This window comes from Corynebacterium jeikeium (assembly GCF_028609885.1).
Lineage (GTDB): Bacteria > Actinomycetota > Actinomycetes > Mycobacteriales > Mycobacteriaceae > Corynebacterium > Corynebacterium jeikeium.
Genome location: NZ_CP063195.1, coordinates 1,934,370 through 1,948,454, shown reverse-complemented (window position 1 = coordinate 1,948,454; position 14,085 = coordinate 1,934,370). Strand labels below are relative to the sequence as shown.

Here is a 14,085-nt window from a genome sequence, read left to right as displayed (position 1 = left end):
GTCATTTGGATGGACTCCACAAATACGAGACGATTCATTATGCTCGTATTCCCCTAGTGCTTGCCCCCGGCAAGCTGGCTAAAGATATGGCCGCAAAGTGGTGTTATGACGTCGAGTGTGTCGGTAACGCCACCAGTAGAGCCTGGAGCATTAATGATGAGTGCTGCTTTACTGCTGCGGTCGCTGAGCCCTATGACGGGTCGGGACAACCCAGCTGTGGGGGTGGAAGACAGACCGTGGTGAAGAATCTGGTTCTCGATGCCAGGGATGCGAGTTGCAATAACGGTGGCAGTAGCTTCGGGGGTTAAATCCCGAGGTCCGATGCCAGTGCCGCCGGTTGTCACAATCAACCTGTAGCCGTCTGCAATAGCTTGCTTTAGTGCATCTCGTACTGATTCTATGCCGTCCGGTATGACACGCACCTGTGGTCGAGTGAATCCCGCCTTGATCAGTGTTTCGACGGCTCTAGGCCCAGACTTGTCCTCTTGACGGCCTGCGAATGAGCGGTCGGAGACAGTGATGATAATTGCCGAGATGTCTGCCAGCGGGTAGTCGGGGTTGTGTGCCATGGCAACGACATTAGTACAGCGATTATCCTGTAGCGTCTTTCCCCTAATGTGCTGGGTAAAGTTCTATCTCTTGTGCTTTGACTGCGACGATGATGGCATTGCCAGTAACGAGTGAAAGTTGCGCTGCGGATGCAGGACTTATTTCTGCCCGGATGGAATCTCCCTTCACATCGCAGATGACGGTGATTGTTCCAGCTCCCTGTTCGAGCCCTTTTATTGTTGCTGGCCATTGATTTCTCATGTTTTCATCCGTGTGGTCCGTGAGGATACTCACTGCGGTAGGGCGGAAGCTAGCGATTGCTCGTTGTCCAGCGGGAATTTTGTGGCCAGGCTTTCCTGTGACGAGTATTTCCCCGGATCCACTGCGAAGTGTTTCGTTTCCGATGCTTCGTCCTTTGATGATGTTGGTACCAGAGAATCGAGCTGTGAATTTGTCGAGGGGTTTCTCAATGACGTCGTCGGTAGTTCCAAGTCGCACGAGGCGTCCGTGTTCAATGACTGCTACATCATCTGCGAGGTACATGATATCGAGGACATCATGGGTAATCAGGAGAACTGTCATTTTGTGCAACAGCGGGCAGAGAAGGGCACGCATATCTGCAGCGACGGTGATATCTAATGCGCGGAAGGGCTCGTCTAGGCACAGTATGTCCGGCGAGCCGGCGAAAGCTCGACCGAGGGCGACTCGCTGTGCCTGACCGCCGGAGAGTTCGTGTGGTTTGCGGTGGGATAGGGGCTCGAGTTCGAGTTTTCTCAGCCAATGCTCGGCGACTTTTTGAGCGTCCGGGCTCCCTTGGCTTTTAGGGGCGAAAGTCAGGTTGTCTATGACTGATAGGTGCGGGAACAGCAGTGGGTCCTGTGCTAGTAGTCCGACTTTTCTTTGGTGTATTGGAACGTATGTTCCGGTGGCGGTATCGGTCAAGACTCTATCTCGGACACTGATGCGACCGCTGGTCGGGACGACAGTGCCTGCTAGTGCTCCAGCTATGGTGGACTTGCCAGCTCCATTGGGGCCGATGATTCCAAGTACTCGCCCCATTGGAAGCTCAAAGGCGATGTCGAACTTTCTTGAGGGGATCGATACATCGAACTCTAACAACTCTGTTGCCTCTGTCATTTGCGCACCCTCCCGTATACCGCTCCGACGATGACAATGGAAGATATGATAAGCAGCAGGGATAGAGCAATTGCCGAGTCGGGATCAATTTCTCGTTGAAGGTAGATCTCAACGGGTAAGGTTCGGGTTACACCTTGGCGGGAACCTGCAAAGATGCTGGTTGCGCCAAATTCTCCCAAGCTTCGGGCGAATGCAAGTATGCCTCCCGACATAATTGCAGGAGTCATCATCGGCACGCTCACGCGCCATAAGGTTCGGGTTGGGGAAGCACCGAGGCTCATTGCCACGGTTTGGTAGCTTCTCCCTGCTGTATTTAGTGCCCCTTCGAGTGTCACCACCATGAATGGGAGCGAAATAAAAACCTGGGATATGACCACCGCAACTGTAGTAAAAGCGATTTCTATTCCAAAGGCTTCAAATTGGGAGCCAATGAGGCCACGCCGTCCAAAAGCCTGAAGGAGTGCAATACCGCTCACTACTGGTGGCAGCACAAGAGGTAAGAGCAGGAGCGCGCGTAGGAGCTTCTTGCCCGGGAAATCGGTCCAAGCCAGAATCATGCTCAGTGGAATGCCGATGGCAACAACAATTGCGGTGGCGGTTGCAGAGGTGCAGATTGATAACCGGAGAGCATCGATAGCAGTGTCGGCGAAGATCAGGGCTGGAAAATTACTCCAAGAGATTTGGGATATCAGTCCGATAATGGGGAGGAGTAAAAAGATTATTCCTAACCCCGCTGGTACGAATAGCCAGCGGGGGACAATTCGTGGTGTTCTAGGGGACACTGTGATGGCCCTATGATTTTTCCGCCGGTTGGAAGCCTGCATCCGAGAGAATTTCCTGTGCATCCGCGGTGGACATGAATTCGATGAACCGCTTGGCATCCCGAGATCTCGGGGTGCCAGTGACGGTATTGATGAAGTAGCTATTGACTGCTCGGTTTGCTTCTGGGAAATCTACTGCCTCCACCGCGCCATTCGCGGTGGCAATATCTGTGCGGTACACTAGGCCAGCGTCCGCTTGTCCTGAGGAAACCTTTCCAAGTACGTCAGTAACCTTCTGTTCCTCAGAGACTGGTCTCAGAATCACTCCGGCGGCTTCTGTAGCTGTTTCGGTAGCGTTACCGCACGGCACTCCCTTGGCGCAGACAACGACTGCGACGTCGGGATTTGTTAAAGATACGAGCTCCGAGATATCAAGTGGGTTACCTGGCTCGACCGCGATAGTCAGTATGTTTTCAGCGAAAGGGATTGGTCTGCCGCTCACAACACCACCATCCACAGCGCGATCCATGGTAATGGCATCTGCAGTTGCTAATACATCAGCATCCGCACCGTTTACTAACTGCTCCACTAGGGTTTGTGATCCAGCAAACTCAAATTGGAGGTCAACTCCTGGGTTAGCAGCCTCGAATTCCTTTCCTATTGCTCCGTAGACCTCAGCCAGGGATGCTGCGGCGAAGACCGTCAGTGTAGTTGTCTGAGCCTTATCAAAGCTCGAGGTACATCCTGAAAGTAGAAGCGTTCCGACACTCAGAATCGCGGAAGCTGACCTCATTACCTTCCTTCGAACCATGCACGTAGTATATCTAATCAATGCTTCCTTATATCTCTGGCGCTGTGACTTCTGAAGGTAAGAAGCTGGGGTAGCAGCTTCGACGAGTCTGCCACGGGGCACAGGCGTTTGACCTTTAGCGTGATGCCTCATTTGAAGTTTGTGATTCGTAGGCACAAACTTTAGGGTGGTGATGTTCTCACCAGTTTCTACCTGCCTAGGGGCTCGACGTTGCCGCAGTTGCCCTAAATCGTCGACACGGCTGGTATGAGCATGGATACGCTGACGAGGATTATGTTCTGCACCGACGGCTACGATGTCAGTCCGAATTGGGAAGGGGGCTGCGTGTACGGTGCTCTACTAGGGTGAACCATTTGCTGGTCGCCGTTCGCGGGCATGTTTGTGGTGCCCATTTCTCGCGTTCGGAAAGCCCACGAATTCATCGGAGGCGTCATCGCCTTACCGAGAATTGTGCCGATTATCTGGTTCTCTGTTCTGGATTGTGCGGGCTTCGAGTTCGAGGCCTCGCAGCCGGGCTTCTTGACCGGAGCCGTCGTGGAGAGCGCCAATCCCTCATCCGCGCTGTTCGTCTCGCTGGAGCAGTTCCTGGTGGTCGTTGCAAAGAGCGTATTTGCGCTATGTCACTCCGGTACTCTTAGTTAACTCCATTGAATCGGCAATGATGAAATTGTCAGTATCGCGATTGTTGAGGAAAGCCAGGGTGATGACGTCCTATCGTGTCCTGGGGAGGGAAGAAAGATAGGTGCCATCGGGACAGCTGTCTTGCTGATTGTCGGTGAGGGGCGCTGGGGGCGTTGCGGCTCTACATGTGGATTATCGGCACCGTTTTCTTCATTCATTTTGTGGTGATGTATTTACTGTTTAAGGGCATGAGCGTAGTTTGTGTAGCTGCGCGCAACCCGGTGACCCGACAGTGAAGTTTTACGGATACGTCGGACAAACTGAAGGTCCACGAGGCCACGCTCACGCGGGGAATGCGAGGCTGAGAGCAAAAGTTTGCTCGCCAGATACTAGCAGTACAACGAGGGGGTGGTGATTAAGCCCGACGGTGATATGGGCGAAGCAGATGAGTCGGATCTTGATGAGGAATATAGCAAAACGGGGGGCTGGGGATGGCGAAGGCGCGAGTCGAACCACGTACTATGAAATTATTGATTTTTGCCTTTGGTACTCTCGCGCTAGCTGAGATATTGGCACACGGTCCCTTTGAAAAGAGACAACCAACAATCTAACGCCGCATTCAACGTGCGGCCATTTGCCTCGCTTTGAAGCGATTCCGCTAGGTATCGATACAATCGACTATTTCCGCGTGCGGTGTTCGACCGCCACTGCGAAAAAGCCAACACAATCTCAAGGAATTCATCTACGGCGGAATCAAGCGGTGGATGCGCCACGCTTGAATAGTTCGTTAAGTATTTCACGTGGGGTTGCGCCGCCGAGGATTTGTCGGGGTGTTTCGTTGAGCTCATTTTGCACCCACGCGACATGTTCGGGTGTGACGGTGGCAAAGTCGGTGCCCTTTTTGTAGAACCTGCGCCTGATCTCGCCGTTGGTGTTCTCGTTGGTTGGTCTCTGCCACGGTGAGTGCGGTTCACAGAAAAACACCTGGCAGCCGTCTTTAATCTGGACTTGTGCTGTGACAGCCATTTCTGCGCCTTGGTCCCATGTGATGGTCTTTAGCTGCTCGGTGTTGAGGTCTTTGACCATGTCCTGCAGGGTTGCGACCACGGTGTGTGAACTGTGCTCATCGGGAAGGTGTCCAAGCAGGGTGTAACGGCTGGTGCGCTCTACTAGGGTAATCAGCGCGCTTTTGCCACCTTTACCAATAACAAGGTCGCCCTCCCAGTGCCCGGGAATAGCCCTGTCATCAGCTTCCGGGCTGCGGTGGGTGATCTCAGCACCTTTGATCCAAGGGCGACCGGTTAACACGCCAGCGTTTCGGGCACGACGCTTGCGTGTTGAGCCGCCGCGGATAAGTACGTCTTTAGTCTTCATGACTTCTTCAAGCTCGGCTCGCAGGCTGCCTTTGCCTTGAATGTATAAGGCACTGTAGATCGCTTCGTGGGAAATACGCATGCTTTCATCATCGCTGAAAGCATGCTCAAGCCATGCACTAATGCGCCCAGGTGACCACCTGCGGGCAAGGCAATCGACTACTACACCCCGACGCGTTGGGCTTTCATCGAGCTTGCGTAGTTTTGGCCGCACCATCCGACCAGCAGTAGAAACAGCAGCGTTGTGGGCGTTATACCGCAGCTGCTCTGTGCCGTCCTCATCGACGATCTTCCAACCATTACGGGTGATTTCACGAGCGACGACACTGTGGTGCCTATTTATTTTCTGCGCGATGGCTCGTGCCGAATCACCGACACGACATCCCGCTTCAATAGCAACACGGTCTTCAACAGTAAGCCTGCGACCACGCCCTACTAAGGCGTGTTTGTCGAATACGCCGCTAGGAAATCCATCAACGGCTTGAGTTTTCATCGGTGCTGGCATAACAGAATCTTTACCCAGCTTCTTGCCTGTATCTGGCAAAGACACCACCGCCTCATCAGGCGTTCGACGATGTCGCTGCCGGCGTAACTTCGCATACCGCTGCTTCCTTATCCACCCATACACGGTAGAAGGATGCACACCGATAGCATCAGCCACTGTCTGACAGCTCTCACCAGCAAGCACTCGCTCCACGGCCTGGGCACGTTCATCAGGTGACAAGTGGGCGCGTCTAGGCCGCACTTCGATTACACCAGCTTTCTTTAACCTGCTGTGAAGCAAGCCAGTCGATATTCCAACAGTCTGTGCTGCTTGACTGATCGACATACCTGCACGCACCAACCCAACAGCCTCACGGACAAACGGATCACGCAAACGACTCGCACGCCTGCCTGGAGGTTCGACACCTCTTACCCTCAACCAACCGTAAACCGATTCGGGGCCTACACCCACATCACGCGCGACCAGGCTAACTGCCTCGCCTGCCACCACGCGCTCAACAGCAGCATCCTTAACATCCTTCGGAGTCCAACGCGTCACAACTACCTCCCGGTCGAAGTGGCGCATTCACCCCTTGACAGCACGTACCCCGCTTCGCTACTTGTCTTCCAACATATCCGTCGAAGTCCGTCAGTCGAGAACTCCTTGTGCTCAGACGGTGCAGTAATGCATGCAACCGGAGTTAGTGTGGGCGACAATCCTCAAGCTCCGCTTGGTCTACTCGACAGTTGGCCACCATGAGTAACCTTCAAGCTCCTTGCCCTCCTCGGCTAAGGGGCACGCCTAGGCGGCGAGATTAGGGCAAAAGTTTTACGATAGTTTCCTATCCTTCCCTGGATGCGAACGGGACCAAACTCAGTACGCTTCACCCGTTACCCGCTAGTATGAAAGACATGGATGCTAAGGAAGCGGAATCTAACGAAGGGGCTACGCATGAGGGGGCAGACGCAGTCACTTATGAACAACTCGCCTACGATTCGTTTGTTCGCCGACGTCAAGGCTCCGTAGGAACAACACTTCCGGAGCGAGTAGGGAGATTTGAGTTTGAACCCGCAGACCGGAAGTTGATACAGCAGGCTGACTCTTTCTTCCTGTCTACGGTAACTGGTGCAGGTTGGCCTTATGTCCAGCATAGAGGTGGTCCAAAGGGCTTTGTGCACGTTCTGGATGACAGGACTATAGGGTGGTTAGAGTTTATGGGGAACAACCAGTATGTGAGTACAGGCAACATCGACCGAGATGGGCGAGTAGCATTATTCTTCATTAACTACCCACTTCGAACACGATTAAAGGTGTTCGGATATGCGCGGGTAATTGAGCTTTGTGATGACCCAAAAATTGCTAAACAATTACGTAATCTAGGCGATAAAGAAATCCGGTCTAAGTCTGAGAGGGCAATGATAGTTGATATTGTAGCTTCGGATAAAAACTGTACTAAACATATTAAGCCCCGATGGGACAAGGAGCAGGTCGACGAGAGGATTGCCTTGTATCGGGCCGACATAGACGAGTTGCGTAACGAAATTTCTGAGCTAAAAGAGAGGAATAATTTATTAAATGAGAAACTAGATTCTTTGGGCTAATGCCAGTTTTTTTCTTACAATATTCTGCCGTGGTAGGTTTTCATTTTGTCGAACCTGCGCTAGGCTTTACAAGAAAAATTATCGAGTTTGTGGCATGGTGGCCCGGTCAATAAAGTAGTGTTGATAGGTTTAAATCGCTACTCGGCGAGCGTGTGATGGGGAGGCCGGTTAGTGACGCTCCTTAGTTTTGAATATGACTTAGGTGACGTCGTACCGGCACTTTGTTAGGTGCATGATGGTCGTATTGTGACGATTGTCTTTTGCTTGTTAACCTTTGTAGTAGCTTCGGGATTTCTTGTGGCTGATGGTCGATGTAAAACGATTAGTGGAAAAGGGGATTTATCAGTCGCTTGCTTCCCTCCCTGGGGAGAAAAGAAGCGGTTTGCTTGGCCTATTAGGGATAGGTGCGCTCAAGCGACTGCCTGCAGTTGTCGAGTCTTCGTTCAAGGGTTGCTCCACCTGAAATGAGATTGCGGTGAAACGCTTTTCGGACGCCTTGGGGAGATATTGTGAACCATCGCCGATGTAGCGAATTGGAGATCTGTCACGAATTACGGTACTTAATTGGATTGAAACGTACTTGCGATCGTGATGATTTCTAAAATGGGTTGGTGGCCGGTATATACCTTTATATTGGGTTAATTGTTTCTGGAGGGGGTGGGTACTTCACTCAGGGGTCTGCTGCAGTGGCGAACTGTATTGTTGCCAGAGATAGTTTCAAGTAGTGCGCACTTAATACAGAGAACCCAGAGGTCGTAGGTTCGAATCCTGCCCCCGCTACCAACTTCCAAGCCCCTACCAGGAGAAACACTGGTAGGGGCTTTAGTTATTTCTCTTAAGGCGCACGTCCTGGGACTCAAATCGGGACTTTAGCGATGGCATTTTGTCACTTAAGCCGGTTTGGAAGTGATGGGGTTAAGTGACAATTTTCGATTTTGTGACCTTGGATGACTGTGTCGTTTTGAGGAGTCGTCTGCACGGATTTCAGAAGTCCTCTGTACTATCGCCATCCACTCCGGAGAGGCCGCGGGCGTTCGTCCACTTCATCTGGAACGCGATTCGACAGAGCGCATTCAATACGATGGTCTTTTTCTCCCTGCGAAGGATGGGGGCAGTTTAGGGTGCCAGGGTGTTGACCAGATCGAGGAATTCCTCAGCGTAGGCAATTTGCTTGCGTAGCTTTTCGTAGCGGGTGCGCGTCTCCTCACGAATGTCGGCAAGGGTGGCCTTGGCATTACTCCGTGCCTGCTGTGCGGTATCACTGTCCTGCCCGCCATCTGAACTATGAAGAATCTCCGCAGCTTCCAGGAATTCCCGCATCTGATCCAGAGTAAACCCCAGCGGTTTCATCCGTCGCACCAGCAAAACACGACGTACATCAGCCTCACTATAAAGCCTGAACCCACCAGGGCTACGCCCCGATGGGGTAATCAGGCCGACGTTGTCATAATAACGCAAGGTGGGAATCGACAACCCCGTCTGGTCAACGACCTCGCCGATCTTGAAATTACTGTTTTGCATTGCCTGTTCTCCTTCACGGTGATGTTGCTCACGGGTTCCTGTGCCTGGGTTGGCGGTTGAGTAAAACTCCCGCTACCATGACCACCATCACCAAACCTAAAGTTACTAGAGGGTTGGATTCCTTTCGGGCGTTCGCCCAGTTACCTATCCCCTCAAAGATTGGACATCTATGACTGAAACTAGCACGGCGGCCCCCCGCCCCCTCCTGAGTCCAGACGGCGCTGATGCCCCTACCGGGATCATCGCATCCTTCCGTTACGCATTTTCTTCCCCCGCCCGTATCCGTATAGAGATTCTGGCCGGACTGGCGGTATCCCTGGCGCTGATCCCTGAGGCCATTGCCTTTTCCATCCTTGCCGGTGTTGACCCAGCCATGGGTCTGTTTTCCTCGGTAGTCATGGCCATTGCGATCGCCTTTACCGGTGGCCGCCCGGCAATGATCACCGGCGCCACCGGGGCTATTGCCCTAGTCATTGTTCCTGTGGCGCGTGGTTACGGGATGGATTATTTCATCGCCACCGTCCTGTTGGGCGGTGTCCTACAAATCGTGCTCGGCGCCCTCGGTGTGGCGAAACTTCAGCGTTTTATCCCCCGATCGGTGATGCTGGGTTTCGTCAATGCACTGGGCATTATGATTTTCACCGCCCAACTCGAACACCTCATTGATGTGCCTTGGATAGTCTACCCACTCGTCGGCTTGGGTGTGGTGATCATGATTTTCTTCCCCAAGCTCACCAGTGTGATCCCCGCCCCGCTGGTCACGATTATCGTGCTCACCGGTTTGGTCATTGCCGCCGGTTTGACTGTCCCGACGGTCTCGGACATGGGCAAGATGCCGGAGACCTTACCGTCCCTGTTTATTCCGAACGTGCCGTGGACGTTGGAGACCCTGCAGATCATCGCGCCTTATGCCCTGGCCATGGCCGTGGTCGGTCTCATGGAATCGTTGATGACCGCCAAGCTCGTCGATGACATCACCGACACTCATTCCGATAAAACTCGTGAATCCTGGGGACAGGGGGTGGCTAATATTGCCTCCGGTTTCTTCGGCGGCATGGGTGGCTGCGCGATGATCGGTCAAACCATGATCAACGTCCGCGAATCCGGGGCACGTACCCGCCTATCCACCCTGTTAGCCGGTGTGTTCCTGCTGGTCCTGGTCCTGGCACTGGGCGACATCGTTGGCATGATCCCGATGGCTGCGCTGGTGGCAATCATGATCATGGTCTCGGTCGGCACCATCGACTGGCACTCGGTGCATCCACGCACCCTTAAACTCATGCCGGTCTCTGAGACCATTGTTATGGCCGTGACGATTATTGCCACCCTAGCCACCAGCAACCTGGCCATTGGTGTGGTGTTGGGTGTGGTCACCGCGATGATCATGTTCGCCCGTCGGATGGCACATATCGCTTCCATTGAAAAGGTCTCCGAGATCGACGGCGACGGCGATGGCGAGATTGATACTCGTACCTACCGGGTGCATGGCCAGTTGTTTTGGGCATCAAGCAATGACCTGGTTTATCGCTTTGATTACACCGATTCTGCCCGTCATATCACTATTGATCTCACTGAGGCGGAGATCTGGGATGCCTCCACGGTCGCGACCTTTGACGCGATTACGCAGAAGTTCCAGGACAGAGGCAAAACCGTGTCCATTATCGGGCTCGACGGTCCCAGTCAGGACCGGCTGAACCGCCTGTCTGGCCGGCTTGGCACCGGCCACTAACATCCCCCGACTCGAGCACATCGACTTGGCGCCCCAACTTATAACCGGGGCGCCAGTTTATTGGTGCTGTTGCAAAGTTGGGGCATAGGAAGAGCATAAAAGAAGCGTAGCGGTTAACCGCTACGCTGTGTTGTGGGGCTTTTGACTTTTTACGGTGCACGTGTTTTAGTTAGTGGTTCGTTTCTTTCCTCGGGTGATTGCGACGGTATTCCTCGACCAAGTGAGCAATACCCGGCGCAGCCTGGGACAGCATCCAGGTCATAAGCGCTATAAGAACCCCTATGACGATAAGTGTTAACGCCAACCAGCCCAGTGTTGGGCCGATGCCGTTGGCCTCCTGGACGTGACCCCACAAGGCAGACACGCCGTCGGGTATGCCGAGCATACTTAGCAGCCCCTTCCCCAAGGCTCCGACAGCAACGAGTGCGATAGCAACGACGAGGACACTGGCTGCAATCCACGAGGCAGACTGGCAAGCCTTAATAAAGTTCGTGTTCGACTTTTCCATGTCGTCGTTGTACTTTTTGCGCTCTGCACGTATCTTCTCCAGCAGCTTTTCGTTGGACTCCTTCTCCTGGAGCAGGGCGCTGCGAGCCTTCTTAGATGCTTCTGCTGCCTTGTGCAGGCTTTCGGACTCTTTCGACATTGCCTCAGATACAGCTACTTCTACCAGCGGTTCCAGGCTAGAAGTCAGGCTCGAAGTCATCTGAGCGTTCAGGCTCTGGGCTACTGCTTGGCTGGAATCCTTGTCGAGATGGATGGGGCTTTCGGCTGCTTTGAGTACCAGCTGTTGCATCCTTGTCAGACGCGACATCTGCTCGCTTATCTCGATTAGGTACCCTTTTACCCCCTCCAGGCCGTTGGGCAGATCCTCGATGTTCCTTATCAGCCCGGTGATCATCTGCTGCACTTCCATCATCGTTACTTGGAAGTGACTGCTGCTCACGTAGTTCTTGTTTGCGGCGAGATTGCTTTTTACGTTCCTTAATTCGCTTTCCGCTTGCGTCAACCTCGTCGAGAAGTCGCTGGGCAGACAACTGAGAATGTCCCCTGTATTCTCCGGCAGACTCTTCAGTTTCTCCTGCAGCGTCTTGATAGCCTTCTCCGCCTTGTCCAGGCGTGGGCTGAGAACCTTCAAGACGCTGTCCATCTTGCCTTTCGCCGCTGCTTGGGCTAGCTTCGTCATCTCGGTCACTGACACCATGATTGAATACCTCCTGGTTGTTATAGTTTTCTTCCTCCTCGTCATCGAGAAGGCTGGAGCCGTATTTCGCCTCCAGGTCGTCATCGGTTGAATTGGCTTGAAGTGCTGCAAGCTGCCGCGCAAGAAGGGCTGATTGGGCCTCGTTAACGCGTTCGGTCACACCCTCTAGCGAGTAGCTGCGGCCCAATTTTGAGCCAGCTTTAGCTGCTTTACGCTTTCGAGTACGTCCGGCCTTCGTGGTGTTCGTGAAGTAGGCATCCTCGCCGTCGTCGTCGACCAGGGCCACGGTTAGCGACTCACCCTCGGTTTTTGAGTTGGGCTGCACTTTTAGAGACAGGTTGTATTTGCCAGCAATCTCTACTGCCTTCGCCAGTGGGTCGTCAGCATCTGCCACCTGTTTATCCGCGCACAGCTCATCCATGCGCTTGCGGGCAAAATCAGCCCACGTGGCTGCGGTCAGCTCATCCACGCCCAGGCCCGTCGAGTCTGTGGACTTGCCCTCCTTGCGTGCCCTGCGCTCAGCAGGAAGCAGCGATATTTCCGGCTCTCGCTCCAGGACACGCATCCCCAAATCGCGCATCAGCTCGTCGTTGATATTGCGCAGCTTGTACCAGTTGCGCATATCCCGAGGTGCAGCCTTCTTTGTCTGCGTATCGTGGTTGGCAAAGACGATATGGTTGTGGACACAGCCGCTTTTACTGTCGGTGTGCGTAGCCACGGTAAACGGAACTCCCGTGCCCTGCGTCAGCCGCATCGCCAGCTCTGAGCCAGCCGCATTAGCCCGAGCTACATCGGCCGGGTTATCCTTATCCAGCTCGTCTTTAGCCCACGATTGGATATAAATAATTGCTTCGTCAGTGCGCTGAGCCGGAGCATATCGCTCCATTTCTTCCACACTGGCTTCCATGAAGTCCACACCCGACCAACGGCCAGCCGTAGCCTCCGGAGAAAACGATTCAGCGTTAGGTTGAACCGTGCATAAAGCATCGGCTCGCACCTCACCCTTGCGGGCATTGTCTGCCGTTCCATAGACGGCGTAGACCGTTGCCGCGCGGATATTCTGGCTGTAGTTAATCTTGATTGTGGACAAAGTCCTTCACCTCTTTGCGAAGAGAAGAAACCTCGGAGCCAATGCTTTCTACAGCCTCAGACACGGGGGCCACGCCGTCGATATTCGCGCGGCGAGCCAACTGGTTTAGATTGACGCCAATCCGCCGCAGTTGGTCGTTCATCTCGTCCAGGCGGCGCAGCGTGTCCGGGGCCAAACGCTTTTGCGTCAGCACGCTCTCCTCCTCCGCGAGGACATAGAGAGCTTCCCGGAACACGACGGCCTTTTGCACCCCTACGACCCGTGCGACCTCCTCGACAAATCGGTCTAAATCCTTATCGAGGCGCACGGTGGTGCGCGAATATGTCGAGAACTTGTCTCGCATATCCACCTCCTACTTATCGTGCTTACTGTGGCAGGGTGGCCCCGACTGCTGATGCAGCCGGGGCCACAGTCTGTTTGTAAGGGTCACGCTTCTCCGGTGTCGGCCCCCTGAATCTGCTGCGCATCTTCAGGCGTACTCGCCACCGTCAAAGACGGCCCTCACAAACAGGCGGCGAGCAAGCTCCATCGCAAAACATGGCAACGTGGTTGCGCTGGCACTACTACAAGCGGGGACGGGACTTCGCATCTCAGAGGCGCTGGCGGCGACGAGACAATCTGTAAAAGTCGCTAATGGGCAAATCGCGATCAGCATTACATCTGATCAATCCAAAACGCACAGAGGCCGTTCTATCCCGTTCCTGGACAAGCGTGTCGAAAAGTTTTGGTTAAACCGGCTCGACGGACTAGGAACGACCGACCCACTGATCCCTTCGCCAGGAGACAAGCAGGCGCACTGGCGCACCGACAACGCCGTGAAAGCGTCAGCGGCTCTGTTTAAAGATGTCGGCGCGCAGGTCCAGGACGACCACATCGCTTTAATGAGATCCCATGACTGGCGCACGGTGCTCAATAACCGGGCCATCGCGCGAGGGGTGCCCGCCCAGGTGCGTGCAGCCTACTTCGGGCATGACGTCGACGTGAACACGCGCAACTACACGGATTGGACTGATGTCGACGCTATGCGGGGAGCCTTGAATCTCGGTGAAGAAAGTGGGACTCAAAACGGGACTTAAGAGTCGGTAATCTGCGGTAAGGCGCAGTAAGGCCCAGTATGCTTATACCTCTCTAATCAGCAGGTAAAAGGGTAATAACTGCAGGTGGCTCGAACTTGAGGGTGAGAACCCAGAGGTCGTAGGTTCGA

General features: G+C 53.9%; 12 protein-coding genes and 2 pseudogenes. 4 read left to right on the top strand and 10 right to left on the bottom strand.

Annotated elements, in window-relative coordinates; genetic code table 11:
* Positions 1–53: 53 nt before the first annotated feature.
* Genes CJEIK_RS08735 through modA form a run of 4 tightly spaced genes read right to left on the bottom strand, consistent with a single transcriptional unit; the run spans position 54 to position 3,240 of the window.
* Complete coding sequence (locus CJEIK_RS08735; protein ID WP_005293785.1) at positions 54–569, bottom strand: MogA/MoaB family molybdenum cofactor biosynthesis protein; 516 nt, start codon at positions 567–569, stop codon at positions 54–56.
* 43 nt (positions 570–612) lie between these two features.
* The gene (locus CJEIK_RS08730; RefSeq protein ID WP_005293783.1) at positions 613–1,686 is read right to left on the bottom strand and encodes a sulfate/molybdate ABC transporter ATP-binding protein; all 1,074 of its coding nucleotides are present in this window, start codon (positions 1,684–1,686) and stop codon (positions 613–615) included.
* Positions 1,683–2,510 (bottom strand): ABC transporter permease, encoded by an 828-nt coding sequence (locus CJEIK_RS08725; RefSeq protein ID WP_050760815.1) that lies wholly within the window; start codon positions 2,508–2,510, stop codon positions 1,683–1,685. Before CJEIK_RS08725 ends, CJEIK_RS08730 begins: the two co-directional genes overlap by 4 nt.
* Complete coding sequence (modA, locus tag CJEIK_RS08720) at positions 2,479–3,240, bottom strand: molybdate ABC transporter substrate-binding protein (protein WP_005293777.1); 762 nt, start codon at positions 3,238–3,240, stop codon at positions 2,479–2,481. The genes CJEIK_RS08725 and modA overlap by 32 nt, the downstream gene beginning before the upstream one ends.
* A gap of 369 nt (positions 3,241–3,609) precedes the next feature.
* On the opposite strand from modA, the gene CJEIK_RS08715 reads away from it, so the two are divergent.
* The gene (locus CJEIK_RS08715) at positions 3,610–3,900 is read left to right on the top strand and encodes a BCCT family transporter (RefSeq protein ID WP_256639904.1); all 291 of its coding nucleotides are present in this window, start codon (positions 3,610–3,612) and stop codon (positions 3,898–3,900) included.
* Positions 3,901–4,632: 732 nt separating this feature from the next.
* On the opposite strand, the pseudogene CJEIK_RS08710 reads toward CJEIK_RS08715, so the two are convergent.
* Positions 4,633–5,852: pseudogene (locus tag CJEIK_RS08710) on the bottom strand (IS30-like element IS1513 family transposase).
* Between the two features lie 19 nt (positions 5,853–5,871).
* Positions 5,872–6,081 (bottom strand): annotated as a pseudogene (locus CJEIK_RS08705) (helix-turn-helix domain-containing protein); the annotation flags it as partial.
* 566 nt (positions 6,082–6,647) lie between these two features.
* On the opposite strand from CJEIK_RS08705, the gene CJEIK_RS08700 reads away from it, so the two are divergent.
* Positions 6,648–7,337 (top strand): pyridoxamine 5'-phosphate oxidase family protein, encoded by a 690-nt coding sequence (locus CJEIK_RS08700; protein ID WP_011273981.1) that lies wholly within the window; start codon positions 6,648–6,650, stop codon positions 7,335–7,337.
* 1,116 nt (positions 7,338–8,453) lie between these two features.
* Here the strand turns inward: CJEIK_RS08700 and CJEIK_RS08695 are convergent.
* Positions 8,454–8,858 (bottom strand): MerR family transcriptional regulator, encoded by a 405-nt coding sequence (locus tag CJEIK_RS08695; RefSeq protein ID WP_005293770.1) that lies wholly within the window; start codon positions 8,856–8,858, stop codon positions 8,454–8,456.
* A gap of 169 nt (positions 8,859–9,027) precedes the next feature.
* On the opposite strand from CJEIK_RS08695, the gene CJEIK_RS08690 reads away from it, so the two are divergent.
* Complete coding sequence (locus CJEIK_RS08690) at positions 9,028–10,587, top strand: SulP family inorganic anion transporter (RefSeq protein WP_005293768.1); 1,560 nt, start codon at positions 9,028–9,030, stop codon at positions 10,585–10,587.
* Positions 10,588–10,756: 169 nt separating this feature from the next.
* On the opposite strand, the gene CJEIK_RS08685 is transcribed toward CJEIK_RS08690, so the two are convergent.
* From CJEIK_RS08685 to CJEIK_RS08675, 3 genes are read right to left on the bottom strand one after another with little or no spacing between them, the layout of a single operon-like run.
* A complete protein-coding gene (locus CJEIK_RS08685; protein WP_011273980.1) occupies positions 10,757–11,233 on the bottom strand; it encodes a hypothetical protein in 477 nt (158 codons plus the stop codon).
* A gap of 37 nt (positions 11,234–11,270) precedes the next feature.
* Positions 11,271–12,881: a relaxase/mobilization nuclease domain-containing protein gene (locus CJEIK_RS08680; RefSeq protein ID WP_005293767.1), complete on the bottom strand. Its 1,611-nt coding sequence runs from the start codon at positions 12,879–12,881 to the stop codon at positions 11,271–11,273.
* Positions 12,862–13,224 carry a MobC family plasmid mobilization relaxosome protein gene (locus CJEIK_RS08675; RefSeq protein ID WP_005293765.1) on the bottom strand — a complete coding sequence of 121 codons (363 nt, stop codon included), beginning with the start codon at positions 13,222–13,224 and terminating at the stop codon, positions 12,862–12,864. Before CJEIK_RS08675 ends, CJEIK_RS08680 begins: the two co-directional genes overlap by 20 nt.
* A 202-nt stretch (positions 13,225–13,426) precedes the next feature.
* Here CJEIK_RS08675 and CJEIK_RS08670 point away from each other — a divergent pair, with 202 nt between their 5' ends.
* Entirely contained in the window at positions 13,427–13,957 is a 531-nt protein-coding gene (locus CJEIK_RS08670; RefSeq protein WP_005293758.1) for a site-specific integrase, read from the top strand.
* Positions 13,958–14,085 lie beyond the last annotated feature (128 nt).

Coding starts and splice junctions, on each gene's coding strand:
- CJEIK_RS08735 (WP_005293785.1), bottom strand. CDS start 569: ATGGCACACAACCCCGACTACCCGCTGGCAGACATCTCGGCAATTATC.
- CJEIK_RS08730 (WP_005293783.1), bottom strand. CDS start 1,686: ATGACAGAGGCAACAGAGTTGTTAGAGTTCGATGTATCGATCCCCTCA.
- CJEIK_RS08725 (WP_050760815.1), bottom strand. CDS start 2,510: ATGCAGGCTTCCAACCGGCGGAAAAATCATAGGGCCATCACAGTGTCC.
- modA (WP_005293777.1), bottom strand. CDS start 3,240: ATGAGGTCAGCTTCCGCGATTCTGAGTGTCGGAACGCTTCTACTTTCA.
- CJEIK_RS08700 (WP_011273981.1), top strand. CDS start 6,648: ATGGATGCTAAGGAAGCGGAATCTAACGAAGGGGCTACGCATGAGGGG.
- CJEIK_RS08695 (WP_005293770.1), bottom strand. CDS start 8,858: ATGCAAAACAGTAATTTCAAGATCGGCGAGGTCGTTGACCAGACGGGG.
- CJEIK_RS08690 (WP_005293768.1), top strand. CDS start 9,028: ATGACTGAAACTAGCACGGCGGCCCCCCGCCCCCTCCTGAGTCCAGAC.
- CJEIK_RS08685 (WP_011273980.1), bottom strand. CDS start 11,233: ATGTCGAAAGAGTCCGAAAGCCTGCACAAGGCAGCAGAAGCATCTAAG.
- CJEIK_RS08675 (WP_005293765.1), bottom strand. CDS start 13,224: ATGCGAGACAAGTTCTCGACATATTCGCGCACCACCGTGCGCCTCGAT.